Genomic DNA, 23,292 nt, shown 5'->3' on the forward strand with positions numbered 1-23,292 from the left:
CACACCCCCGTGAAGGTTTAAGTTATCAGCCGATAAGTTCCTTAATTTTTGACTCTGCAAGAGCAGGATCAGCCTTACCTCTGCTGTTCTTCATAACATTTCCGACAAGCGACTTAATCGCCTTTTCCTTGCCGTTCTTATAGTCCTCAACAGCCTTTGGATTGCTCTCAACAGCCTGCTTGCACAAATCGTTGAGTGCGTTTTCGTCAAGACCGCCCATATCGCTTTCGCTGATAAATTCAAGAGCACCCTTGCCGCTGTCAAGCATTTTTTCAAGCGTTGCCTTTGCAAGGTTGTTGCGGATTTTACCGCTGTCAAGAAGTTTTACAAGCTCGTTAAGCTGTTCGGGAGTAACCGCAACATCAAAGATTTCCTTGTCTGCCTCGGTTTCTGTTCTGCGGAAAATCTGACCGATAATGAAGTTTGAAACTGTCTTTGGTGACTTAACGCCCTCGCAAGCCTTGTCAAAATACTCGCTGATTTTGCGGTACTTTGTAAGAAGCTGTGCATCCTTTTCGGGAATTGCAAGTTCATCAATATATCTTCTGCACTTGTCGGCAGGAAGCTCAGGCATTGCAGCCTTGATTTCTTCAACAACATCTTTCGGAACATGAATAGTAACAAGGTCGGGATCACGGAAATAACGGTAATCGTGAGCGTCCTCTTTACTTCTCATTGAAGATGTTGTGTTGGTTGCGTCATCATAACGGAGGGTTTCCTGAACAACACTTCCGCCGTTTTCAATAAGGTCAACCTGTCTTTCAAACTCATACTCCATAGCCTTTGCTATGTTGTTGATTGAGTTCATATTTTTAATTTCGGTTCTTGTACCAAGCTTTTCGCTGCCCTTTGGACGAACCGAAATGTTTACATCGCAACGCATTGAGCCTTCCTGCATCTTACAGTCGGAAATTCCGATGTAACGCATAACCTGCTGAAGCTTTTCAACATACTCTCTCGCCTCGTCAATTGAACGAATGTCAGGCTCTGAAACGATTTCGATAAGAGGAACACCGCCACGGTTATAGTCAACATATGTGTCGCCGTGCTGATGAATGAGCTTTCCTGCATCCTCTTCGATGTGAATGTGGTGCAAACGGATTTTTCTGCCGTTTGAAAGCTCAACATAACCGCCTATAATGAGCGGAGCATAAAGCTGGCTGATCTGATAAGCCTTTGAAAGGTCGGGATAGCAGTAGTTCTTTCTGTCCATTTTTGAAATCTCTGCGATTTCACCGTGAACTGCAAGACCTGCACGGATTGCATAGCGAACTACCTCACGGTTAAGCTTTGGAAGCGTTCCCGGCAGACCGATACACACGGGACAGCAATGGCTGTTTGGCGCACCGCCGAATTTTGTAGTACAGCCACAGAAGATTTTTGTCTTTGTGGCAAGCTCAATATGGGTTTCAAAACCCGCAACTAATTCGTAACTCACAGCTTAACACCCCACTTTGTATCCTTAAAGTTTTCAGCAGCAGCCTGCTGATATTTGTATGCCGCATTAAGAATTTCAGCCTCGCCAAAGCTCTTGCCGATAAGCTGCATACCAATCGGCATACCCTTTGCGTTGAATCCGCACGGAACCGAAACACCCGGCAGACCTGCAATATTGACAGGTACAGTGCAGATATCCGTAAGATAGGTTTCAATCGGATCGCTTACAGCGTGTCCCTTTTCAAATGCTGTCATAGGAACTGTCGGAGCAAGGATTACATCGCACTTTTCAAATGCGTTGTTGAATGCCTTGACGATAGTGCCGCGAAGATTCTGAGCCTTTTTGTAATAAGCGTCATAGTAACCTGCGGAAAGAACATAAGTACCGAGCAGGATTCTGCGTTTAACCTCTTCGCCGAATCCCTCAGAACGGGTACGGCAAACCATATCGTGAGTGCCGTTGTAATGCTCGGTTTTGTAACCGAAACGGATACCGTCATATCTGCCGAGGTTTGAAGATGCCTCGGCACAGGCGATGATATAGTAAACAGGAAGGGCAAATTTGAGTTCGGGAAGGTCAAAGTAAACAATCTCTGCGCCCATTGACTTGTAGATATCGGCAGCCTTTAAGACAGCCTCTTTTACATCGTCACGGACACCCTCAAGATATTCCTTTGCAATACCGATTTTCATGCCCTTGATGTCATTGTTGAGTTTTGAATAAGTGTCGCCGGCAAAGCCCTTTGAGGTTGAATCTTTTTCATCTCTCTTTGAAATTGCATCAAAAACAATTGCAGCGTCCTCAACAGACTTTGTAATCGGTCCAATCTGGTCAAGTGAACTTGCATATGCGATAAGTCCGTAACGGGAAACCGCACCGTAAGTAGGTTTAAGACCTACAATACCGCAGAATGATGCCGGCTGACGGATTGATCCGCCTGTATCAGAGCCAAGGCCGTAAGCGGCAATGTTTGCGCCTACCGCACTTGCAACACCGCCTGATGAACCGCCTGAAACATAGTTTGAATCAAACGGATTCATTGCACCGCCAAAGTATGATGTTTCGCATGAAGAGCCCATTGCGAACTCGTCCATATTCGTCTTGCCGAGCATAACTGCGTTTTCGCCTGCAAGAGTTTCCCAAACGGTTGCGTTATAAATTGGCTTATAGCCTGTGAGAATTTTTGAACAACAGGTTGTTTCAATTCCCTTTGTTGAAATATTGTCCTTGAGCGTCATCGGAACACCCTCGAGCATACCGATTTCCTCGCCGGAGGCAATTTTTCTGTCAACAGCCTCGGCAGTTTTCAGAGCCTCCTCGCCTGTTACATTAACATATGCGTTAAGCTCGCCGTTAGTTTTTTCAATTTCGTCAAGATAGCTTTTTGTAAGCTCGGTACATGAACACTCTTTTGACACAAGCATTTCATGAATTTTTTCAATAGAACCCATTTTTACACCGCCTTACTCTCTGTTTCTTACAAGGAAGTGATCCTCTGCCTGCTCGGGAGCATTTGAAAGGATCTCCTTTGTATCGTAGGACTCAACAACCTCATCCTCACGAAAAACATTTGACAGATTGTTAATATCGTCAAACTCCTCGCCGTCTGTCGGAGCGTTATTGATTGTGTCGGCAAAATCTATGATTTCCTGCATTGACTTTGTAAGGCCGTCAAGCTCCTCTTCGGGAACAAAAAGCTTTGAAAGCAACGCAATGTTTTCAACATCTTCTCTTGTTACCATAAAAACCGTCCTTTTTAAAGAAAATAGGGCAAGTCATATAATATATAACTCGCCCTTTGAGTTTGAATATATGACTGCAAATGCAGTTTTTATCTTAATTTAATATGAACCTCACGGAGCTGCTGTTCTGTTACCTCACCCGGTGAACCGAGGAGAAGATCCTGAGCATTGGAGTTCATCGGGAATGCAATAACTTCTCTGATGTTTTCTTCCTCTGTAAGGAGCATAATCATACGGTCAACGCCCGGAGCCATACCTGCGTGCGGCGGAGCACCGTACTGGAACGCATTGTAGAGTGCAGAGAACTTAGCCTTGAGGTCATCCTCGCTGTAGCCGGCAAGCTCGAACGCTTTCTTCATAATTTCAATATCGTGGTTACGAACAGCGCCTGATGAAAGCTCTACACCGTTGCAAACGATATCGTATTGATAAGCAAGAACCTCTTCGGGATCCTTGTTAAGAAGGCTGTCAAGACCGCCCTGCGGCATTGAGAAAGGATTGTGTGTGAAGATAATTTGATTTGTTTCTTCATCTCTCTCAAACATCGGGAAGTCAACGATAAAGCACATTTCAAAACGGCTTGTGTCGATAAGGTCAAGACGCTTTGCAACCTCTGTTCTGATCTGACCTGCAAGCTTTGGAGCTTCCTGAGCAGTATCGGCGATAAAGTAGATTACATCGCCTGCTTTTGAACCGTTACGGCTGATAAGCTCTTCACGGTCGCCCTCTTTAAGGAACTTGTCAATCGGACCGTCAAATGTGAGGTCATCTCTAACCTTAACATAGCCAAGACCCTTCATGCCGATTGAAAGAGCGAACTCCTCCATCTTCTTGAACCATTTCTTTGACTGACCTGCGGCGTTCGGAACATTGATTGAACGAACTGTCTTCTTGCGGAACGGAGCAAAGTCTGTTTCCTCAAACATATCGCTGATTTCAACAATTACGAGCGGATTGCGGAGGTCAGGCTTGTCTGTACCGTACTTGAGCATACTCTCGGCATACGGAATACGGGCAAACGGAGGCTTTGAAACCTCTTTATTTGAAAACTTCTTGAATGTTTCGTAAAGAACCTCTTCAGCAACAGCAAATACATCTTCCTGTGTTGCAAAAGCCATTTCAAAATCAAGCTGATAGAACTCGCCCGGTGAACGGTCTGCACGGGCGTCCTCATCACGGAAGCAAGGTGCAATCTGGAAATACCTGTCAAAACCTGACACCATAAGGAGCTGTTTAAAAATCTGAGGAGCCTGTGGGAGAGCGTAGAATCTGCCCTTGTGCTTTCTGCTCGGGATAAGGTAGTCACGAGCGCCCTCCGGAGATGAAGTTGAAAGGATAGGAGTCTGAATCTCCGTAAAGCCCATTTCGTTCATCTTGTTGCGCAGAAATGTGATAATCTGCGAACGAATCATAATATTATTGTGAACCTTCGGGTTACGGAGGTCAAGAAAACGATATTTAAGTCTTACTTCTTCATTAGTATTTGTAGAGGTTGCAACCTCAAACGGAAGAACATTCTTACACTTGCCGAGAACCTTGATGTCCTCCGTGTGAACTTCAACGAAACCTGTTGCAATCTTCTTGTTGATTGTTTCTTCGTCACGCTTAACAACAGTACCGCTGAGAGTTACTGTACATTCCTTGTTGATATCTTTAAGGAGTTCATCGTTGTGAACAACAACCTGAAGCACACCGTACTGATCACGGATGTCAAGGAACATTACACCGCCGTGGTCACGGATATTTTCAACCCAGCCCGCAACTCTGACCTGCTGTCCGATATTTTCTTCTCTTAACTCACCGCAGGTGACTGTGCGGTATTCATTAGCTTTTATCATTACTGTAACTATCCTTTCACAGATATTTTGCCTGTCAGCCTATTTATTTAGCCTATTCTTCTGTATTATAACACAATTGCTGTATTCAATCAATATTTTACAAAAGATTTTTTAAGCATACGGCAAAATATTCCGTTATTCAACGCTTTTAAGGCTTTCAACCATATTAACGGCTTTAATCTTAAAGCTCATAACCGCATTTACAAGAATTGAAAACAGGAATGTCAGCCCTGCCGCATAGAGGTATGAAGTGAAATAAATATCTCTTCCGAACATAATGTTGTCAACCTCAACCGTCTGAATGATGAAACCTGTCAAAAGGTTTCCGAGGAACAGACCTACGAAAATTCCGAGGAGAGTCAAAATTATGTTCTCTTTGTAAATGAAAGATGAAGTTTCACGGTTGTAGAATCCGAGAACCTTAAAGGTTGCAATTTCACGGACACGCTCGGCAATGTTGATATTAGTCAGGTTGTAGAGTACAACAAAGGCAAGTGCCGCTGCGCAGATTATCATAACCGTAACAACCATATCAAGAGAGTTGAGCATATTTCGGAATTCGTTCAAGCTTGATGCAATGTAGCTTACCGCCGCAATTTTATCATCGGATAAAACCTGTGAACCGAATTTGTCGCAGGCGGAATCCGAGGTATCTTTGAGTGCGACATCAGCCATATTATAGGTGCAGTCACTGCCGAACAAGCTCTTATAGGCGGTTGGCGTCATATAGACAAAATTGTAAAGGTACTGTTCAAAAATTCCGCTGACCTTGACCTCTGCCTTTTTGCCGTCAACATTCAGTGTGATTTTGTCGCCCGTTTTTATTCCAAGCTCACTGCACATTTTTTCACTGAGCATTACTCCGCTGTCCGAAAGCTTGAGTTCTTCTTTGCCTTTTCTTGTATGCAGAGAAACAATTTCGTCAAACTTTTCGGGATTCTGCGGTACAACAAGATTTGTGTCGCTGTCCTTAATCTTATTACCGTGTGTTACCGTGCATTCCTGCTGTGAAACAAGCATTGAGTGTTTGACATTGCTGTTTTTATCAAGTGTATCTGTCAAAAACGAAAGATTGTCGGCACTTCCGCTGTCTTTCGGAACAACAACGGCGTCGTATTTATAGATTGTTTCAAACTGATCGTGTGTCATCGGTTCAAAGCTGTTGAGCAAACCGAATGCTGCAACAATCAGAGCCGTACAGCCTGCCACACCGATAACAGTCATACAAAGTCTTACCTTGTATCTGAACAGATTTCTTGCGGTCAGCTTTGAGTTAAAGCTCATATGTGACCACAACGGTTTTATGCGTTCAAGCAAAATTCTCTTGCCCGCCTTTGGTGCTTTCGGCCGCATAACAGCCGCAGGCTTTTCGTGCAGAGATTTAGCACACACTACAACCGACACAACAACCGTGCAGACAACTGCGGCAACAATTCCGAAAATTATGCTTGTATAGTCTGGTATCAGCGTTATATCGCCGATGTAGTACATAATTTTGTACGCATCATAAATTACAAACGGCAAGGTGAAAATGCCGATTAAAATACCGATTACACTTCCGATAACAGCCGCAAGCAACGAGTAGATTACAAACTTCATTACAATGCTTGTGTTGCTGTAGCCGAGTGCTTTCAGCGTTCCGATTTCGGTACGCTTTTCTTCAATAAGTCTTGTCATTGTAGTTACGCAGACAAGCACCGCTACGAGCAGGAAGAATACGGGAAATACCGTTGCAACAGCGCCGAGTCTGTCTGCATTTGAAGAAAATGTTGAGTAACCCGGGTTGTCGCTTCTGTCGAAGACATACCACTTTGGTTCTGTAAGAGAATTGATTTCTTCCTCTGCGTCTTTGATTTTATCCTCTGCTTTTTTAAATTCTTCATCGGCTTTTTTAACGCCGTCATCGTATTCTGTCTGTGCATCGGAAAGTTTTTTCTCGCCGTTTTTCTTTTCCTCGGCAAGCTTTGCAACACCGCTGTCATACTCGCTCTGAGCGTCATTCAGCTTGCTTTCTGCCGAATCAAGCTGTGCCTGACCGTCTGCCGACTGTTGTGCAAGTTCTGCTTTTGCGGCATCAAGCTGTGTCCTTCCGCTTGAAATCTGTGAATATGCGTAGTCAAGCTGAGCCTGTCCCTCACTTTTTTTCTGTTCAAAAAGTGCCTTGTTTTCGGCAAGCTGATTTTCGCTTTTTTCAAGCTGTGCCTTTGCGGAATCGTATGCTGCGTTGAGTTCGTCAAGCTTCTGCTGAGCCTGTTCAAGCTGTGCGTTCAAAACAGCAAGCGTTTCTTCATCGGTTGTCTGACTGATTTGATTCTGCAAAGCCGAAACAGCGTCCTCAGCCTGACTTATTCCTGCCAAAAGCTGCGGTTCCTGTTCGGTTTGAAATGTATCCTTTGCCGACTGCAGCTGATATTCCGCATTTTCAATTTCAGCCTGTGATTTTGAAATTTCTTTGTCAAATTCTGCTTTTGAAGAATTATATTGCTTTTCGGCAGAATTAAGCTGACTTTCCTTTTCGGCAATCTGAGCCTGTGCGTCGGCAATTTTTGTGTTATATTCGTTGCGTGAATTTTCAAGCTGTGTCTTGCCGTCCTCAATCTGCTGTTTTGCCGAATCAAGTTTTTTCTGTGCGTCATCGGTCTTGGTTTTCAGCTCTTTTTTGCCGTCATCAATCGCCGTCTTTGCATCGGCAAGCTTCTTTTCGGTTTTTTCTTTATTGTCCGAATACTCCTGTTTTGCATCTGCAAGGTCGCTCTTAGCCTTGTCGATAACCTCAACCGTAAAGCTGTTGCTCCTGTTCTCTCCCACCTTTTCAAAATCGGTGGCTTTATCCTCTATGGCATTATCATAATCGTCCGTGTATGCCGGGAATTTATCCGAAATATCGGTTTTTACATAAAGCTCCGTGTAGCGTTCAAAGGCGAAATCTTCGGGGCAAATGTAGAAATAGTCCGAGATTTTTCCGTTGCCGACCGTCGTAGTTCCTCGCTGATATGCTATGTAAAGAGGTGACTGCACAAGACCGACCACCGTGTATTCAAGGGTTTTAAGTTCGGTTGAAGTATCTGTATCGCCCGTCTGTTTTGCAAATCTGATTTTGTCACCGATTTTATAACCCTCTGCCGTGAACGAGCTTGAATCGGCTGCAATTTCACCCGACTTTTCGGGAAGTCTGCCTTCCGTCAAAACAAGCTTGTTCTGAACGGAATTATCACCGTATTTTTCGGGAAGCGCAATGACTCTCATAGTCCTGCCGCCGCTGTCGGCATCGGTCTGAACATCGCAGAAATATGACGGCATAACAGAGGTTACTCCGTCCGTATTTTTTACCGCCTTTATGTCGTCCTCATCAAATCCGACCGTTGACACAAGTCGGTAATCCATAAGCTCCTGCTCGTCCGTGTAGGTTCTTGCAAGGTTGTACATTGACGGAACAGTTGCCTTTATTCCTGCAAAAAATCCCACTCCGAGGGCGATAATCGCCATAATTGAGATAAATCTTGCTTTTGTATTTTTAATTTCTCTGAATGTGTTTTTTATCAAGGATTTAGTCATTGTGACACCTCCTTTTCATTTTTTTACCACTCAATTTCCTCAACATTTTTCGGATTTTCATTGTAAATATCTTCAACAATTTTTCCGCTTTTCATTCTTAAAATGTGATCCGCCATCGGCGTTATTGCTCCGTTGTGAGTGATGAGAACAACGGTCATTTTGTCTTTACGGCAGGTTTCCTGCAACAATTTCAGAATCTGTCTGCCTGTGTTGTAGTCAAGCGCACCTGTCGGTTCGTCACAAAGCAAAAGCTTCGGTCTTTTGGCAAGTGCTCTTGCGATTGAAACTCTCTGCTGTTCACCGCCCGAAAGCTGTGCGGGGAAGTTGTTTGCCCTTTCAAGCAAGCCCACGCTTTCAAGGGCAGTTTCGCTGTCAAGAGGATTACTGCAAATCTGAGCGGCAAGCTCAACATTTTCCTTTGCCGTAAGGTTATGAACAAGGTTGTAGAACTGGAACACAAAGCCTATGTCGTGCCGTCTGTACTCGATAAGCTGTTTGTCCTTAAATTTGCTTATATCCTTTCCGCCGACAATGATTTCGCCCTCGGAACAGCTGTCCATTCCGCCGAGAATATTCAGAACGGTTGTTTTGCCTGCACCGGACGCACCGACTACAATTGCAAACTCGCCCTCCTCGACCTTGAACGAAATGCCGTCAACCGCATTGATAACAACCTCACCCATTTTGTATCTTTTGTAAACATTATTAAATTCTACAAGGCTCATAAAATCACCCTTTTCATATGTTTCTTACAGAAAAAATCACTGTGCTTTGCATATTAATTATACCAAATTAACACCGCAATATCAACAGAAATCTTACCGTATTCGTCATCTGTATGTACAATATTTTGAAATTATACATATAAAAGCAGCAGAGGTCACACTAAACCTCCGCTGAAAAAATTATTCATAAGTACGGTCACAGACCTCGTTGATTTTGTCACGAAGCTTTAAGAAATCGTCAAAAGCGTCGGGCTTTCTGCGCGGATCACGCAAAATTGCCGCAGGGTGAAGCATTGCCATCATAAGCACACCGTTTTTCTCAATCCACTGACCGTGTTCCTTTGTGATTTTGATATCCGATTTAATAAGCCTTGCCGCCGCAATTCTGCCGAGACAGACAATAATTTTCGGCTTGATCATTCTCACCTGTGTTCTGAGCCACTCAATACACATTTCCTGTTCTTCGGGCTTTGGGTCACGGTTTTTCGGCGGACGGCACTTTACCATATTGGCAATGTAAATATTCTTGTTTCTGTCAAGGTCAACAGCCGCAAGCATTTTGTCAAGCAGTTTGCCTGCTCTGCCGACAAACGGTTCGCCTTGAAGATCCTCGTTTTCGCCAGGACCTTCACCAATGAACATAACCTCTGCATTTTCGTTGCCGATGCCCACAACAACATTTGTGCGAGTTTCGCAGAGTTCACACCTGTGACAGTTTTCACAAGCCGATTTTAATTCTTCCCAGGTATTATACATAATTTTCTCTCCCAAAATAAAGATTTAAATTTATCAAAAATGTTGAAATTCCAAGAATAAAGTAGTAAAATAAACACGAAGCCGTACGGCAAATTCTAATTGAATGGTGGTACACAAAATGAAAGTAATGGTTGAAACATCAGCGCATCATGTTCATGTTACCAAAGAAACTCTTGAGGCTCTCTTTGGCAAGGGCGCTACTCTTACAAACAAAAAGAATCTTTCACAGCCCGGACAGTTTGCCTGTGTTGAAAAGGTAACTGTTGTAGGTCCGAAAAGTGAAATGAAAATGTCAATTCTCGGTCCCGAAAGAAGTGCAGATCAGGTTGAAATCTCTCTTACAGACGCTCGTAAGCTCGGCATTGCCGCTCCTGTCAGAGAATCTGGCGATATTGCAGGCACACCGGGCTGCAAGCTTGTCGGTCCCGAGGGCGAAGTTGAAATCGAATGCGGTGTAATTGCCGCTAAAAGACACATTCACCTTGATCCGAAAACTGCCGAGGAGTTTGGTCTTAAAGACAAACAGCTCGTTTCGGTTAAGGTTGGCGAAAATACAGGCAGAGCAACAACATTCGGTGATGTTGTAATCAGAGTAAACGCAAACTACGCTCCTGCAATGCACATCGACACAGACGAATCAAATGCCGCAGGTCTTGGCGGTACGGTTGACGGCGAAATCATCGCATAATTTCGATTTAAACCAAATCACATTTCTTGGACAGTCTTAAAGGCTGTCCTTTTTGTTTTGCCAAATTTTTAATACCGACAGATATTTATCATCAAAGTCTGCTCAAAAATGTGTGGAGAAAATCAGGGAAAATTTCTCGCCACGATTTTTCATTGTGTGCGTTTTCAAAAAGAATGACCTCGTTCATTCTGTCATACGGATAGAAGCTTTCTTCCAAAAGTTCGTAGAGCATTTCGGTGCTTTCAAAAATCATCTCTTCAAGCTCGTCACCGTTACCTGTATAGATGTAGAGGTACGGCATATTTTCAACAATTTTTGTCGAAAGATATTTCGCCCAATCCTCTCTTGTGTAACAGAGAAATGCAGGAGAAAATACACCTGCGTAGCCAAATTTTTCGTGGTGTTCAACAGCCGAAAAAAATGACATAAGTCCGCCAGATGAGCTTCCGCAGACGGCAACATTCTGTCTGTCGGTGCATACTGGGAAATTATTTTCAACATACGGAATGACGGTATTCATAAGAAAATTGTCAAAGATTTCGCCCTCGGGTTTGAAATCCTCGCAGAACAATTCAAGGTGCTGAACCTCACCGATTGATTTCGGAGTAAGTTCGCTGTCACGCCAAACATTACCGTTGTCAATACCTACGATTACAGCGTTGCCGACACCGCTTTTCTGCTCGTTTTCAACGGCTTTTACAACCTCCCACGAACCGTGCGGAGTTGAATTATCGTCAAAAAGATTCTGTCCGTCTGTCATATAGACTACGGGAAGTTTTTCACCGTCGGAATGTGACGGAACATAAATCCAGACGGTTCTGTCGCCCTTGTCGGGATACGGAAGTTTTATTGTATGTAACTTTGCGTCAGCCATAAAATCACCTATTTTTTAATATCTAATAGATATTAAACCATAAAAACGGCTGTGTTGCAACCTAATTTTTTACGGTTGCATAAACACAAAAATTCCCGTAAATAATATCTACAGAGGTGATTTGTTATGACTAACGATATTGAAATGCTCAACTGCGTTTTGCAGAATGCCGAAATGGGCTGTCAGGGAATTACGAGCGTGAGGAAAAGTTTGAAAGACAGCAAGGTTGACGGTGTTTTGTGCGAACATCTTATTAAATACGGAAAGCTGTATCATTGTGCAAATAAAATGTTGCAAAATCGTGGTGCAGAGCCACACAGAGTGAGTAATATGACAAAAACAATGACACGCTATGCCGCACAAAGGGATTTAAAGCGTGACTCGTCATCTTCGCATATTGCCGAAATGATGATAAAAGGCAACACAATGGGAGTGAATAAAATGTCACGCAAAATAAGAGAATATAACGGCAATGACCCCCATGTCAGCCTCCTCGCCAAAAGAATGTTAGAAACCGAAGAAGAAAACATAAAAGAAATGTCCGCATTTTTGTAAGTATAATCTCAATAAAAAACACCCGAAAGGATTTTTCAAAAACCTTTCGGGTGAAATTTTTATTTAGATAAAGGTTGCATCAATTATGATGCGTTAAGCACAGTCGGGCAAATTAAGCCTTAGGACCTGCTTCAACGAGAGCCTTACCAGCTTCGTTGCCTTCGTACTTAGCAAAGTTCTTAACAAAACGGCTTGCAAGATCCTTAGCCTTCTCTTCCCAATCAGCAACATTTGCATATGTGTCACGAGGATCGAGGATGCCTGAATCAACGCCGGGGAGCTCTGTAGGAACTTCAAAGTTGAAGTGTGGAATTGTCTTTGTAGGAGCCTTTGTGATAGAACCGTCAAGGATAGCGTCGATGATACCACGAGTATCCTTAATAGAGATACGCTTGCCTGAGCCGTTCCAACCTGTGTTTACGAGGTATGCCTTAGCACCGCTCATTTCCATCTTCTTAACGAGCTCTTCAGCATACTTTGTAGGATGAAGCTCGAGGAATGCCTGACCGAAGCAAGCTGAGAATGTTGGAGTTGGCTCTGTGATGCCACGCTCTGTGCCTGCAAGCTTAGCTGTGAAGCCTGAGAGGAAGTAGTACTTTGTCTGCTCAGGTGTGAGGATTGAAACAGGCGGAAGTACGCCGAAAGCATCAGCTGAAAGGAAGATTACATTCTTTGCAGCAGGAGCTGAAGAAACAGGGCGAACAATGTTGTCAATGTGATCAATCGGATATGATACACGAGTGTTCTCTGTTACAGTCTTGTCGTTAAAGTCAATCTTGCCTTCCTTGTCAACAGTAACATTTTCAAGAAGAGCGTCTCTTCTGATAGCGTTGTAGATGTCAGGCTCTGACTCTTTGTCAAGGTTGATAACCTTAGCATAGCAGCCGCCTTCAAAGTTGAATACGCCGTTGTCGTCCCAGCCGTGCTCGTCATCACCGATGAGGAGTCTCTTAGGATCTGTTGAAAGTGTAGTCTTACCTGTACCTGAAAGACCGAAGAAGATAGCTGTGTTCTCGCCGTTCTTATCTGTGTTGGCTGAGCAGTGCATTGATGCGATGCCCTTGAGCGGGAGGTAGTAGTTCATCATTGAGAACATACCCTTCTTCATCTCACCGCCGTACCATGTGTTGATGATAACCTGCTCACGGCTTGTGATGTTGAATACAACAGCTGTTTCTGAGTTAAGGCCGAGCTCCTTGTAGTTTTCAACCTTAGCCTTTGATGCGTTGTAAACAACGAAATCAGGCTCAAAGTTCTCAAGCTCTTCAGCTGAAGGAGTGATGAACATATTTGTTACAAAGTGAGCCTGCCAAGCAACCTCAACGATGAAACGAACAGCCATTCTTGTGTCCTTGTTAGCACCGCAGAAAGCATCTACAACATAAAGCTTCTTGTTAGAAAGCTCTTTCCTTGCGATTTCCTTAACTGCCTTCCAAGTTTCCTCAGATGCAGGATGGTTGTCGTTCTTGTACTCGTCAGAAGTCCACCAAACAGTGTCCTTTGAGTTCTCGTCCATAACGATGAACTTGTCCTTAGGTGAACGACCTGTGTAAACGCCGGTCTTAACATTAACTGCGCCAAGCTCAGTTTCCTGACCAACTTCATAACCCTCGAGTTCGGGTCTTGTTTCTTCTTTGAAAAGCTCTTCATAAGAAGGATTGTGAACGATTTCGGTGGTACCTGTAATACCGTACTTTGTTAAATCAATCTTTGCCATTTCAGTATCAACCTTTCTATGTTTTCTGAATTCACATAGATAGTGGAATTGCGACAAATACCCCTTGTCAGCGTTAATATCCAACACCCTATGTTCGTTAATAGTTTATCACAAAAGAATCGGCTCGTCAAGCAAAACAGCAATCAAAAGCAGTTAAAACAGACATTGTGATTATATTGTCCATACTCATTTATTGTAAGATGAAAAATCAAATTTATGCTAAATCAAAAATGACAAATTTTACCAATAAACGCAAAAAAGTCCGACAGAAATCTGTCGGACTTAAAATGCAAGCTATAAGTAAAATTACTTAAGTTCTACTTCAGCGCCGGCCTCTTCGAGCTTAGCCTTCATAGCTTCAGCGTCTTCCTTAGAAACGCCTTCCTTGAGAGCCTTAGGAGCACCGTCAACGAGTGCCTTTGCTTCCTTAAGACCAAGACCTGTTATTTCACGAACAGCCTTGATAACAGCAATCTTGTTGCCGCCTGCAGCCTTAAGAACTACATCGAACTCTGTCTGCTCAGCAGCAGCAGCGCCACCGTCAGCAGCAGGACCAGCAACTGCAACTGCAGCAGCAGCTGATACACCAAACTCATCCTCTACAGCGTGAACGAGCTCTGAAAGCTCAAGAACTGTGAGGCCTTTTAATTCTTCAATAATAGCAGTAATTTTCTCTGATGCCATTGTAATTTACCTCCAATATGATAATTAGTAAAATTTTAATTGATTGCAGCCGATTATTCTGCTGCGGGAGCTTCTGCCTCTGCAGGAGCCTCTTCTGCTGCCTCAGCAGCACAAGCTTCAACGCCGCCCTTGTCAACGATAGCCTGTACGGCACGCGCAAAGGATGCGATAGGTGCCTGGAATGCACCAAGAACATTTGCGAGAAGTACTTCTCTTGTCGGGAGCTTTGAAAGGGCAACGATTGTGTCCATATCAATTACAGCGCCGTCAAGATAAGCTGACTTAACCTTAAAGTTGTCATGATCCTTAGCATAGTTGCAAAGGATTCTTGCAGCAGCAGCGTACTCGCTGTCACTTGTAGCAATAGCTGTTGTACCCTCAAGAACAGGCTTAATGTCTTCAAGACCTGCTTCCTCACAAGCACGGGAAAGAAGTGTGTTCTTTACTACTGTGTACTTAACATCGTTCTCACGAAGCTCTTTTCTGAGCTTTGTATCGTCCTCTGTGTTGATACCCTCGTAGCTTACAACCACACCTGTAATTGAGCTTTTGAGTCTTTCCGAAAGCTCTGCAACGATTGCTTTCTTCTGCTCTAAAACACTTTGACTTGGCAAGATAAATTCACCTCCAAAATATTTGTAACGCAGTTCATAAAAAACAGCCGTCCGTTTTACCTCGGACGGCTGCAAAAATACAAAAGTATAATTTGCATCTTCCTCGGCAGGCAGGATAATCCTTTACGCTTACGCACCTGCTGTCTTTAGAACAGCGAATTTATATATTCACACTACCGTGTAAATATCTTTAATTAAGCACCAAACTTTGCAGGGTTGATGCGAACGCTCGGACCCATTGTTGAAGTAATGGCAACTGAGCGGATATACTGACCCTTTGAAGCAGCAGGCTTAGCCTTTACGATAGCACCCATGAGAGTGTCAAGGTTTTCACCGAGCTTCTCAGCGCCAAAGCTTGCCTTACCGATTGGGCAGTGAATGATGTTTGTTTTGTCAAGACGGTACTCAATCTTACCTGCCTTAGCTTCTTTAACAGCCTTAGCAATGTCAGGAGTTACAGTACCTGCCTTTGGGTTTGGCATAAGACCGCGGGGACCGAGGATTCTACCGAGACGGCCAACAAGACCCATGCAATCGGGAGTTGTAATAAGAACATCAAAGTCCATCCAGTTCTCCTGCTGAATCTTCTGAGTCATATCCTCAGCACCGACAAAGTCAGCACCTGCTTCCTTGGCAAGCTCTTCGTTAGCGCCCTTACAAATTGCAAGAACTCTAACCTTTTTACCTGTACCGTTAGGAAGAACAACCGCACCTCTAACCTGCTGGTCAGCATGACGGCTGTCAACGCCGAGCTTTACATGAAGCTCAACTGTTTCGTCAAACTTAGCAACTGCAGTCTTGATAACTGTGTCAAGTGCCTCGTTTGTATCATATAATTTAGTTCTGTCAACGAGCTTAGCAGCGTCAACATATTTCTTACCGTGTTTCATCAGTCTTCCTCCATTGTTAGGTGGTCAATCGGAATTATCCTCCCACCCGGAAATAATTAGTCAACTACTGTAATACCCATGCTTCTTGCTGTACCGGAAATCATGCTGATAGCAGCATCAAGTGAACCTGCGTTGAGGTCAGGCATCTTCTGCTCTGCAATCTTTGTGATCTGCTCACGAGTGATCTGAGCTACCTTTGTCTTATTAGGTACGCCTGAACCGCTGTCGATACCGCAAGCCTTCTTAAGAAGAACCGCAGCAGGCGGAGTTTTTGTAATGAAAGTGAATGAACGGTCTGCATATACAGTAATTACTACCGGAATGATAAGACCGATATCATTCTTTGTACGCTCATTAAAATCCTTTGTGAACGCAACAATGTTTACACCGTGCTGACCGAGAGCCGGACCAACAGGTGGTGCCGGAGTAGCCTTTCCGGCGGGAATCTGCAGCTTAATTAAGCCTACAACCTTCTGAGCCATTGTGTTTGCACCTCCAAAATTCGTGGTAAATTGCGGGACGCCACTGTGTAGGGTCCCTCCCACAGGGAGCGTTACACTCCCAATAAAAAGCCAATCGGCTGATTATTATTTGATTAATCTTCTATCGGTTCAGCCTGAGCAAGCTCAAGTTCAACCGGCGTTTCGCGTCCGAACATAGAAACAACTACGCGGACATAATCTTTATCGGCGTCAATTTCTTCAACAACACCGACAAAATCCTCAAGCGGACCATCTATAATGCGAACTGAATCGCCGACAGAATAGTTAAGCTTAACGCTTCGTGTTTCAACACCCATTCTGTAAACCTCCGCGTCTGTGAGCGGAACAGGCTTTGAACCCGGTCCGACAAATCCTGTGCAACCTCTGATGTTGCGAACAACATACCAGGTTTCATCAGTATAGACCATCTTAACAAAAACATAGCCGGGAAACAGCTTGTTTTCAACCTCTTTGGTTTTGTCACCGACTGTTTCGGTTACAATCTCAACAGGAACCTTGACATCAATAATCATGTCCTGAAGATTTCTGTTTTCGGCTGTGGTCTTAAGATCTGTTGCGACCTTGTTTTCGTAACCTGAATAAGTATGAACAACATACCATTTTGCTTCTGATTCTGCCATAACAGCTTTCTCCCTTTCGTAAATCAAGTAATGTCAGGTAGGAATCAGGCGGTTGTGTTCATAAAAAGACCCACAAGTGCGTACAAGCCCTGATCAAGAGCAAATATAAATACGCCTACGATGGCTACCATAGCGATAACAATACCGAAGTTCTTTGTTGTCTGCTTTGGAGTCGGCCATGTGATCTTTTTGATTTCACCCTTACAGGAGCCGAGGTACTTTGCAAGCCTTTTAAAAACATTAGGCTTCTTAGCAGGCTTCTTAGCAGTTGCCTTTGCGGTTTCAGACTTTTTCTCAGCCATTTTGTACCTCCATTATTTTGTTTCCTTGTGAAGAGTGTGTTTTTTACAGAAACGGCAGTACTTGTTCATTTCAAGTCTGTCAGGACTGTTTTTCTTGTTCTTCATTGTGTTGTAATTACGCTGTTTGCACTCTGTGCAGGCCAATGTGATTTTTACTCTCATAACGGCACCTCCCGGTTTTTTCGGAATATTTTAGCCTCCCTCAATAGGGCACAAAAAAATAAGCCCCTTTCAGAGGTAAGGATATTCTACCATATATCAAGGCTTTAGTCAAGCCTTTTTTGAATTTTTCTGCATAAATTACGCATTTATTGCAGCATTCCGTAAATTCCGCCTTATTTGACGGAACTTACGGTAATCACAGATAAATCATTTGTCGGACAATGTGTTTGCCTTAGCTTTAACCTTTTTAACCTTTTCAGGCTTTACTGTCTTGCCCTTAAAGGCTCTTGCATTTGTTGCGGCAACCTTAAGGTCATCGCTGAAATGGTCATAAAGAGCGTTGTAATCGTCATCATCAAGTGAATTGAGAAGAACAATTGTAATAATTGCCCGTGTGTCAACATCGCCGTTGTTATACTGAAGATTGAACACGCCTGCAAACTTTTCCATCTCATTCTTATTTGCACGCTTTATATATGTCGGAAGCTTTGGAGCAATATGCTCTTTTGCAAATGTTGCTCCCCTGAACGGGAAATAGCAATCCTCTTCATTCTTAATTTCCTCACGAAGCTCCGGAAAATATGTTACAAAACGCTTTGCAAGAAACTTTGGGTCTGCATTGCCGTCATCGTCTTTTTTCTTTTTCTGCTTAACCTGCTTTGCTCTTTTGATTGCAAGTGTACCCGACACCGCCTCAACAAAATCGTTTGCAATGCTGTCTGCATCCTTCTGTGTGCCTACTGTTTCATCATAGAGCCATGTTGCAAGTGTTTTCCATTCATTATCAGGTCCTTCATCTGTCATTGTACATGAACGAAGCACCATCTGTTCTTTGTCTTTATAATATACTACCGAATAGGCAAGAGTTGTGCTTATAAACAGAGATACAAGCTCGTTGTCATTTTCGGCAACTACCTTCTGCTTTGTATAACCCTGCTTTACAAGTTCTTCTTCCACCTTGCCAACGATGTAATCAAACGCTTTTTTGAATTCCAACTTAATCTTCCTCTCGGATTAGTCTGTTAAAATTCATTATACAATTAAATAACAGATTTGTCAAAGGTTTTGACTTGCAAGACGCACATTATTGTGTTATTATTTAAGCTGTATACTAATGTAAAAGAAGGTTTTATTATGTCTTGTCAAGATGCTATCGGAGTTTTCGACTCCGGATTAGGCGGACTCAGCGCTGTGAAAGAGTTTTTACATGTGCTGCCAAACGAGAAAATAATATACTTTGGAGATACGGGAAGAGTGCCATACGGCAACAGAAGCCGTGAAACAATTTCAAAGTATGCCTTTCAGGACGCAAGCTTTTTGTTGAAACACAATGTTAAGACAATCGTTGCAGCCTGCGGCACGGTAAGCTCTGTTGCAGGCGATATGCTTGAAGAAAGGCTCCCTGTTCCCTACACAGGCGTTGTAAATCCAACCGCATTCATTGCAGACCGAAAAACAAAGAACGGTAAAATAGGAATTATCGGCACTGCCGCAACAATTTCGAGCCACAGCTACAAGCTCCGCCTTGAAAAGCTAAACCCAAAATACAAGGTTTATGAGCAGGCTTGTCCGCTTTTTGTTCCGCTTGTTGAAAACGGCTTCATCTGTCGTGACGACCAGATTGTAAGGCTTGTCATCAGAAGATATCTTTCCGAACTCAAGGAAACAGGCGTTGACACTCTTATTCTCGGCTGTACTCACTATCCGCTTTTGCGTGACGCAATTGCCGACTTTATGGGTGACGGCGTTACTCTTGTTGACTCCGGATACGAAACTGCAATATATTGTGCAAAAATTCTCAGAGAAAATAAACTGCTCAATACAAGCGGTGAACATTATACGCCTGAATTTTATGTCAGCGACACTCCTGACGGATTTAAAAGCGTTGCAGGTCTGTTTTTGGGAAGAGATATGGAGCATACTGTTACACAGATTGACATTGAACAGTATTGATGAGGAAAACTATGGGAGATAAGGAAAAGAATAAAGGTAAATATATGATTTCCATTCTGGGAGAACAGATTCTTGACGATGACAGCGACAGAATTGAGGTTCTCACAGAGGGAAATTTTCTGATGAAAAAAGATCATTGTTACATAGGCTATAAGGAATATGACGAGGACGCGCCGCAGAGCTTTTATGACAATCTCATTAAGGTTCAGGGCGATGTGGTTACAATCACACGCAAGGGGGCTATGCGCTCACAGCTTATGCTTGAAAAAGGCAAAAGGCATCAATGCCTGTATCAGACGCCGGCAGGCGACCTTATGATAGGAGTTTTCACAAAAACAATGAACAACTCTCTTTCAAAAAAAGGCGGTACGCTTGAGGTCAGCTACACGCTTGATTTCAACAATGACCTTGTGAGCGAAAACAAGTTTAAAATTACGGTTGAAGAAAAAGAAAAGTTTGAAAATGAGGTAGATTGATATGGATACATACGCACTTGCTGTACAACAGCTAAAAAAAGCAATTGAAAACGCTATTGAAAAGGCAATATCAAACGGTGAACTTCCCCATGCGGAGGCCGCTCCGTTTATCATTGAAACACCTGCCGACAGAAGTCACGGTGACTTTGCCACCAACGCGGCAATGGCAGGCGCAAAGGCATTCCGTATGCCGCCTTTCAAAATTGCACAGGCTATCACATCAAACCTTGACCTTGAGGGTACAATGTTTGACCGCTTTGAAACAGCAGGTCCGGGATTCATCAACTTCTTCCTCGGCACTGAATTTTATTCGGCTGTAATCAGAGAAATCCTTGCCAATCCCGAAGCATACGGCAGAAGTGAATACGGCAGAGATGAAAAGGTTATGGTTGAGTTCGTATCCGCCAACCCGACAGGTCCTATGCACATGGGCAACGCAAGAGGCGGTGCTCTCGGCGACTGTCTTGCCGCTGTTCTTGACAAAGCAGGCTACAACGCATGGCGTGAGTTTTATGTAAACGACGCCGGCAATCAGATTGAAAAGTTCGGCTGTTCACTTGAAGCAAGATATCTTCAGATTTTCAAGGGCGATGAAATAGAGTTCCCCGAGGACGGCTATCAGGGCGAGGACATCAAAGACCTTGCAAAAGAATATGCAGACCTGAACGGTGACAGCCTTGTTAATGTAAGCGCAGAAGAACGCAAAAAGGCTCTTGTTGATTTTGCACTTCCGAAGAACATCGAGAAGATGCAGGCTGATATGGAAAAATACAAGATTTTCTATGACAAATGGTTCTTTGAAAGCGAGCTTCACAAGAGTGGTGCTGTTAAGGCTGTTGTTGACCTTCTCACGGAAAAAGGACTTACCTACGAAAAAGAGGGAGCTGTTTGGTACAAGAACAAAGAGGTACTCACACAGAAGCTTCTCAAAGAGGGCAAGTCACAGAAATACATTGATAACCTTGAATTAAAGGACGATGTTCTCATTCGTCAGAACGGCAACCCGACATATTTTACAGCCGACATTGCATACCACAAGAACAAATTTGACCGTGGATTCACAACTCTTATTGATGTTTGGGGTGCAGACCACCACGGCCATGTTATGAGAATGAAGGGCGCAATGGACGCCATAGGCTATGACGGTGACAAGCTCAATGTTGTCCTTATGCAGCTTGTTAAGCTTGTTAAGGACGGCGAGCTTGTAAAAATGAGCAAGCGTACAGGCAAGGCTATTCAGCTTGGCGATTTGCTTGACGAAGTGCCTGTTGACAGCGCAAGGTTCCTCTTTAACACCAAAGAGGCTAACACACAGATGGACTTTGACCTTGACCTTGCGGTAAGTCAGGACAACCAGAACCCTGTTTATTATGTTCAGTACGCACACGCAAGAATTTGCAGTATCTTCAAGTCACTTGCAAAAGAGGGCATTTCTCCAAGAGAATGTACAGACGCAGAGCTTGCACTCCTCACAGCTCCCGAAGAAAAGGAACTCATCAATCATCTTGCGTCATACACCAACGAAATCATCAGTGCGGCAAAGGATTACGACCCAACCAAGGTTACACGCTATGTAACACAGCTTGCAACACTTTTCCACAAGTTCTATAATGCCTGCCGTGTTAAAGGCGAAGAAGAAGGTCTTATGCAGGCAAGACTTGCACTTTGCAACTGTGTAAGAGCCGTTATTAAGAATGTTCTTACAATGTTCAACATCTCCTGCCCCGAAAGTATGTAAGCAGCGTGTCGCTTCACCTTCTTTGAGCAGACAGTTTGAGTGATATCAATTTTCTTGATGTTTTCAATTAAAATGTCTTGCTATCCGATCTTGCAATCCTAAGAGTTTTTCTGTAAAATATCTGTAGAGCATATTTTTCCTCCGTTTCAGGTTTTTAAGCAATTCTATTTTAACGGATTTTGGTAAAATATGCTCTACTTTTTTTGCTTTTTATTTGTAAGCTCTTTTTCTACCCAACTTTTATTACAGAGCCGCAACAACAAAATCAAAGTTCTCAAAAGAAATGCTTACGGCTACAGAAATTTCAAGCGTTTTCGTAACCGCATCTTACATATGTTTTCCAACAAACATATCAGTTCTGCAACAAAACAAGCGACAGCTTAATTCGCTGCCGCTTGTAATTCTCATATATTCTGTTTTTTCGGGTTACCCCAACTATTGACATTGAGCCTGTTTCTATAAATCATAATTGCCCTTTCTGCTTTCAACGCAAAAGGGCAAAAAATAATGCCGACAGGTAATAGCATTAAAAGCTATAACTTGTCGGCATTTAAATTCTAAAATTTGACTTTATTTAATCTCCGCAAATATAATCAGTCAACTATGTTATTCAATTCTTCAAAAGGTATATTGTGTTCATTTGCATATTGTTCTGCATATGAGCCTTTTATTCCATAGATTGTGAGCTTATCACAACCTTCAAAGGCATTATCCGCAATATCTTCTGCCTTATCGTAAATGATAATTTTCTCCAGCAAGGTGCAGTTTTCAAAAGCACCCCATTCAATGCTCTTAATATTTTTAGACAAAACTAACTGTTTTAAGGATATGCAATTACTAAATGTATATCGTTGTATTGCAGTAATATTATCGGGAATATTTATACTTTTTAGTGATGTGCAACCGGAAAAAGCACCGTATGCTATACCACGATCAGCAATATTATCCGGAATTACAAGCGTTTCTAATGAAGAACAGCCTGAAAATGATAAACTTTCAATTTCTTTTACATCACCATTAAAATTAACATTTTTCAGACTTTCACAATTCGTAAAAGAGAATTGTTTTATAGTACTTGGGAGTTGTATGCTTTCTAATGAAATACAATGGTCAAAACATCTGTTAAATATATACTCTATCCCTTCAGAAACAACAATCTCTTTTACTATATCGTTATCCTCAAACATTCCTTTCCTTTCTGCTCCCCACAAATTGTATCCTGTAACATATCCGCCTAAAGCATTTACTTTATGGAAAAATATTGTTGAAGGAATTACAACTTTCTCTGACGGGTAGTTTATCTTTACAATTGTTGCTGATTTATTTGTATATCCATCGGTTTCATATGTGTACCCAAACCACCAATGTTCACTTGAACAGCTTTGCAGCAATATAAGTATCGCTATCACTACGCACAATATCCCGATAGGTAGTTTATATTTTTTTATTTTTTTCATCATAT

The 23,292-nt window shown here is 42.9% G+C and carries 24 protein-coding genes and 1 other annotated feature; of the genes, 6 read left to right on the top strand and 18 right to left on the bottom strand.

Annotation, left to right across the window (positions count from 1 at the left end; all coding sequences use genetic code 11):
* Positions 1-25: 25 nt before the first annotated feature.
* The 7 genes from gatB to RBATCC27255_RS03835 form a co-directional block, all read right to left on the bottom strand.
* Entirely contained in the window at positions 26-1,438 is a 1,413-nt protein-coding gene (gene gatB / locus RBATCC27255_RS03805) for an Asp-tRNA(Asn)/Glu-tRNA(Gln) amidotransferase subunit GatB (RefSeq protein WP_046431881.1), read from the bottom strand.
* Positions 1,435-2,889 carry an Asp-tRNA(Asn)/Glu-tRNA(Gln) amidotransferase subunit GatA gene (gene gatA, locus RBATCC27255_RS03810; protein ID WP_101028813.1) on the bottom strand — a complete coding sequence of 485 codons (1,455 nt, stop codon included), beginning with the start codon at positions 2,887-2,889 and terminating at the stop codon, positions 1,435-1,437. Before gatA ends, gatB begins: the two co-directional genes overlap by 4 nt.
* A gap of 12 nt (positions 2,890-2,901) precedes the next feature.
* Positions 2,902-3,180, bottom strand: a complete 279-nt coding sequence (gene gatC / locus RBATCC27255_RS03815) for an Asp-tRNA(Asn)/Glu-tRNA(Gln) amidotransferase subunit GatC (RefSeq protein ID WP_015522682.1) — start codon at positions 3,178-3,180, stop codon at positions 2,902-2,904.
* Between the two features lie 89 nt (positions 3,181-3,269).
* The gene (gene aspS / locus RBATCC27255_RS03820) at positions 3,270-5,018 is read right to left on the bottom strand and encodes an aspartate--tRNA ligase (RefSeq protein ID WP_101028814.1); all 1,749 of its coding nucleotides are present in this window, start codon (positions 5,016-5,018) and stop codon (positions 3,270-3,272) included.
* Between the two features lie 135 nt (positions 5,019-5,153).
* Positions 5,154-8,573, bottom strand: coding sequence for an FtsX-like permease family protein (locus tag RBATCC27255_RS03825; protein WP_101028815.1), 3,420 nt, complete (start codon positions 8,571-8,573; stop codon positions 5,154-5,156).
* A 23-nt stretch (positions 8,574-8,596) separates the two neighbouring features.
* Entirely contained in the window at positions 8,597-9,298 is a 702-nt protein-coding gene (locus RBATCC27255_RS03830; RefSeq protein WP_101028816.1) for an ABC transporter ATP-binding protein, read from the bottom strand.
* 180 nt (positions 9,299-9,478) lie between these two features.
* The gene (locus RBATCC27255_RS03835) at positions 9,479-10,054 is read right to left on the bottom strand and encodes a uracil-DNA glycosylase (protein WP_101028817.1); all 576 of its coding nucleotides are present in this window, start codon (positions 10,052-10,054) and stop codon (positions 9,479-9,481) included.
* Positions 10,055-10,172: 118 nt separating this feature from the next.
* Here RBATCC27255_RS03835 and RBATCC27255_RS03840 point away from each other — a divergent pair, with 118 nt between their 5' ends.
* On the top strand, positions 10,173-10,742 hold the full coding sequence (locus RBATCC27255_RS03840; RefSeq protein WP_015522677.1) for a PduL/EutD family phosphate acyltransferase: 570 nt from the start codon (positions 10,173-10,175) through the stop codon (positions 10,740-10,742).
* A 91-nt stretch (positions 10,743-10,833) separates the two neighbouring features.
* Here the strand turns inward: RBATCC27255_RS03840 and RBATCC27255_RS03845 are convergent, their stop codons facing one another.
* Entirely contained in the window at positions 10,834-11,616 is a 783-nt protein-coding gene (locus RBATCC27255_RS03845) for an alpha/beta hydrolase (RefSeq protein ID WP_101028818.1), read from the bottom strand.
* 126 nt (positions 11,617-11,742) lie between these two features.
* Between RBATCC27255_RS03845 and RBATCC27255_RS03850 the strand changes: the two genes are divergently transcribed.
* Positions 11,743-12,171, top strand: coding sequence for a DUF305 domain-containing protein (locus RBATCC27255_RS03850; protein WP_101028819.1), 429 nt, complete (start codon positions 11,743-11,745; stop codon positions 12,169-12,171).
* A 112-nt stretch (positions 12,172-12,283) separates the two neighbouring features.
* On the opposite strand, the gene pckA is transcribed toward RBATCC27255_RS03850, so the two are convergent.
* The 9 genes from pckA to RBATCC27255_RS03895 form a co-directional block, all read right to left on the bottom strand.
* Positions 12,284-13,888 (bottom strand): phosphoenolpyruvate carboxykinase (ATP), encoded by a 1,605-nt coding sequence (gene pckA, locus RBATCC27255_RS03855; protein WP_101028820.1) that lies wholly within the window; start codon positions 13,886-13,888, stop codon positions 12,284-12,286.
* Between the two features lie 306 nt (positions 13,889-14,194).
* Positions 14,195-14,572, bottom strand: coding sequence for a 50S ribosomal protein L7/L12 (gene rplL / locus RBATCC27255_RS03860; protein WP_101028821.1), 378 nt, complete (start codon positions 14,570-14,572; stop codon positions 14,195-14,197).
* A 53-nt stretch (positions 14,573-14,625) separates the two neighbouring features.
* Positions 14,626-15,186: a 50S ribosomal protein L10 gene (gene rplJ, locus RBATCC27255_RS03865; RefSeq protein ID WP_101028833.1), complete on the bottom strand. Its 561-nt coding sequence runs from the start codon at positions 15,184-15,186 to the stop codon at positions 14,626-14,628.
* Positions 15,187-15,215: 29 nt separating this feature from the next.
* Positions 15,216-15,354: a sequence feature (ribosomal protein L10 leader region), on the bottom strand.
* A gap of 26 nt (positions 15,355-15,380) precedes the next feature.
* The gene (gene rplA, locus RBATCC27255_RS03870; protein WP_101028822.1) at positions 15,381-16,076 is read right to left on the bottom strand and encodes a 50S ribosomal protein L1; all 696 of its coding nucleotides are present in this window, start codon (positions 16,074-16,076) and stop codon (positions 15,381-15,383) included.
* Positions 16,077-16,132: 56 nt separating this feature from the next.
* Positions 16,133-16,558 (bottom strand): 50S ribosomal protein L11, encoded by a 426-nt coding sequence (gene rplK, locus RBATCC27255_RS03875; protein ID WP_015522670.1) that lies wholly within the window; start codon positions 16,556-16,558, stop codon positions 16,133-16,135.
* A 113-nt stretch (positions 16,559-16,671) separates the two neighbouring features.
* On the bottom strand, positions 16,672-17,199 hold the full coding sequence (nusG, locus tag RBATCC27255_RS03880) for a transcription termination/antitermination protein NusG (protein WP_101028823.1): 528 nt from the start codon (positions 17,197-17,199) through the stop codon (positions 16,672-16,674).
* 44 nt (positions 17,200-17,243) lie between these two features.
* Positions 17,244-17,501 carry a preprotein translocase subunit SecE gene (gene secE, locus RBATCC27255_RS03885; RefSeq protein WP_101028824.1) on the bottom strand — a complete coding sequence of 86 codons (258 nt, stop codon included), beginning with the start codon at positions 17,499-17,501 and terminating at the stop codon, positions 17,244-17,246.
* A gap of 12 nt (positions 17,502-17,513) precedes the next feature.
* A complete protein-coding gene (rpmG, locus tag RBATCC27255_RS03890; protein WP_015522667.1) occupies positions 17,514-17,663 on the bottom strand; it encodes a 50S ribosomal protein L33 in 150 nt (49 codons plus the stop codon).
* Between the two features lie 207 nt (positions 17,664-17,870).
* Entirely contained in the window at positions 17,871-18,659 is a 789-nt protein-coding gene (locus tag RBATCC27255_RS03895; RefSeq protein ID WP_101028825.1) for a DUF7674 family protein, read from the bottom strand.
* Between the two features lie 138 nt (positions 18,660-18,797).
* On the opposite strand from RBATCC27255_RS03895, the gene murI reads away from it, so the two are divergent.
* The 4 genes from murI (at position 18,798) to RBATCC27255_RS03915 (ending at position 22,214) form a co-directional block, all read left to right on the top strand.
* On the top strand, positions 18,798-19,616 hold the full coding sequence (gene murI / locus RBATCC27255_RS03900) for a glutamate racemase (RefSeq protein WP_101028826.1): 819 nt from the start codon (positions 18,798-18,800) through the stop codon (positions 19,614-19,616).
* An 11-nt stretch (positions 19,617-19,627) separates the two neighbouring features.
* The gene (locus RBATCC27255_RS03905; RefSeq protein ID WP_169923243.1) at positions 19,628-20,092 is read left to right on the top strand and encodes a YwiB family protein; all 465 of its coding nucleotides are present in this window, start codon (positions 19,628-19,630) and stop codon (positions 20,090-20,092) included.
* Between the two features lies 1 nt (position 20,093).
* Positions 20,094-21,830: an arginine--tRNA ligase gene (gene argS, locus RBATCC27255_RS03910; RefSeq protein WP_101028828.1), complete on the top strand. Its 1,737-nt coding sequence runs from the start codon at positions 20,094-20,096 to the stop codon at positions 21,828-21,830.
* A 189-nt stretch (positions 21,831-22,019) separates the two neighbouring features.
* On the top strand, positions 22,020-22,214 hold the full coding sequence (locus RBATCC27255_RS03915) for a transposase (protein ID WP_278292331.1): 195 nt from the start codon (positions 22,020-22,022) through the stop codon (positions 22,212-22,214).
* 209 nt (positions 22,215-22,423) lie between these two features.
* On the opposite strand, the gene RBATCC27255_RS03920 is transcribed toward RBATCC27255_RS03915, so the two are convergent.
* On the bottom strand, positions 22,424-23,292 hold an 869-nt coding region (locus tag RBATCC27255_RS03920; protein WP_101028655.1), incomplete at its 5' end, for a leucine-rich repeat domain-containing protein.

The organism is Ruminococcus bromii, assembly GCF_002834225.1.
Lineage (GTDB): Bacteria > Bacillota > Clostridia > Oscillospirales > Acutalibacteraceae > Ruminococcoides > Ruminococcoides bromii.

Coding starts and splice junctions, on each gene's coding strand:
- gatA (WP_101028813.1), bottom strand. CDS start 2,889: ATGGGTTCTATTGAAAAAATTCATGAAATGCTTGTGTCAAAAGAGTGT.
- gatC (WP_015522682.1), bottom strand. CDS start 3,180: ATGGTAACAAGAGAAGATGTTGAAAACATTGCGTTGCTTTCAAAGCTT.
- aspS (WP_101028814.1), bottom strand. CDS start 5,018: ATGATAAAAGCTAATGAATACCGCACAGTCACCTGCGGTGAGTTAAGA.
- RBATCC27255_RS03825 (WP_101028815.1), bottom strand. CDS start 8,573: ATGACTAAATCCTTGATAAAAAACACATTCAGAGAAATTAAAAATACA.
- RBATCC27255_RS03830 (WP_101028816.1), bottom strand. CDS start 9,298: ATGAGCCTTGTAGAATTTAATAATGTTTACAAAAGATACAAAATGGGT.
- RBATCC27255_RS03835 (WP_101028817.1), bottom strand. CDS start 10,054: ATGTATAATACCTGGGAAGAATTAAAATCGGCTTGTGAAAACTGTCAC.
- RBATCC27255_RS03840 (WP_015522677.1), top strand. CDS start 10,173: ATGAAAGTAATGGTTGAAACATCAGCGCATCATGTTCATGTTACCAAA.
- RBATCC27255_RS03845 (WP_101028818.1), bottom strand. CDS start 11,616: ATGGCTGACGCAAAGTTACATACAATAAAACTTCCGTATCCCGACAAG.
- RBATCC27255_RS03850 (WP_101028819.1), top strand. CDS start 11,743: ATGACTAACGATATTGAAATGCTCAACTGCGTTTTGCAGAATGCCGAA.
- pckA (WP_101028820.1), bottom strand. CDS start 13,888: ATGGCAAAGATTGATTTAACAAAGTACGGTATTACAGGTACCACCGAA.
- rplL (WP_101028821.1), bottom strand. CDS start 14,572: ATGGCATCAGAGAAAATTACTGCTATTATTGAAGAATTAAAAGGCCTC.
- rplA (WP_101028822.1), bottom strand. CDS start 16,076: ATGAAACACGGTAAGAAATATGTTGACGCTGCTAAGCTCGTTGACAGA.
- rplK (WP_015522670.1), bottom strand. CDS start 16,558: ATGGCTCAGAAGGTTGTAGGCTTAATTAAGCTGCAGATTCCCGCCGGA.
- nusG (WP_101028823.1), bottom strand. CDS start 17,199: ATGGCAGAATCAGAAGCAAAATGGTATGTTGTTCATACTTATTCAGGT.
- secE (WP_101028824.1), bottom strand. CDS start 17,501: ATGGCTGAGAAAAAGTCTGAAACCGCAAAGGCAACTGCTAAGAAGCCT.
- rpmG (WP_015522667.1), bottom strand. CDS start 17,663: ATGAGAGTAAAAATCACATTGGCCTGCACAGAGTGCAAACAGCGTAAT.
- murI (WP_101028826.1), top strand. CDS start 18,798: ATGTCTTGTCAAGATGCTATCGGAGTTTTCGACTCCGGATTAGGCGGA.
- RBATCC27255_RS03905 (WP_169923243.1), top strand. CDS start 19,628: ATGGGAGATAAGGAAAAGAATAAAGGTAAATATATGATTTCCATTCTG.
- argS (WP_101028828.1), top strand. CDS start 20,094: ATGGATACATACGCACTTGCTGTACAACAGCTAAAAAAAGCAATTGAA.
- RBATCC27255_RS03915 (WP_278292331.1), top strand. CDS start 22,020: ATGCTCTACTTTTTTTGCTTTTTATTTGTAAGCTCTTTTTCTACCCAA.